This is a genomic window from Streptomyces sp. WAC06614, from assembly GCF_003949795.1.
Lineage (GTDB): Bacteria > Actinomycetota > Actinomycetes > Streptomycetales > Streptomycetaceae > Streptomyces.
Genome location: NZ_RPRY01000816.1, coordinates 1 through 215, shown reverse-complemented (window position 1 = coordinate 215; position 215 = coordinate 1). Strand labels below are relative to the sequence as shown.

Below are 215 nucleotides of genomic sequence, written 5' to 3'. Positions count from 1 at the left end.
CCAGGATCTCGTCGCTGTCGCGGACGGTGCTCAGCCGGTGGGCGATGACCACGCAGGCGCAGCCGCGGCGGCGGAGGTTGTCCATCACGGTCCGTTCGGTCGTGGCGTCCAGGGCGCTGGTCACCTCGTCCAGGACCAGGACGCTGGGCCGGCGGACCAGGGCCCGGGCGAGTTCCAGGCGCTGGCGCTGGCCGCCGGAGAAGTTGCGGCCGTCC

At 74.0% G+C, this 215-nt stretch carries 1 protein-coding gene; it reads right to left on the bottom strand.

The genetic code is table 11. The annotated features are described in order from the left end of the window. The coding region (locus tag EF918_RS36615) for an ATP-binding cassette domain-containing protein (RefSeq protein WP_125653047.1) at positions 1 to 215 on the bottom strand (215 nt) is incomplete at both ends.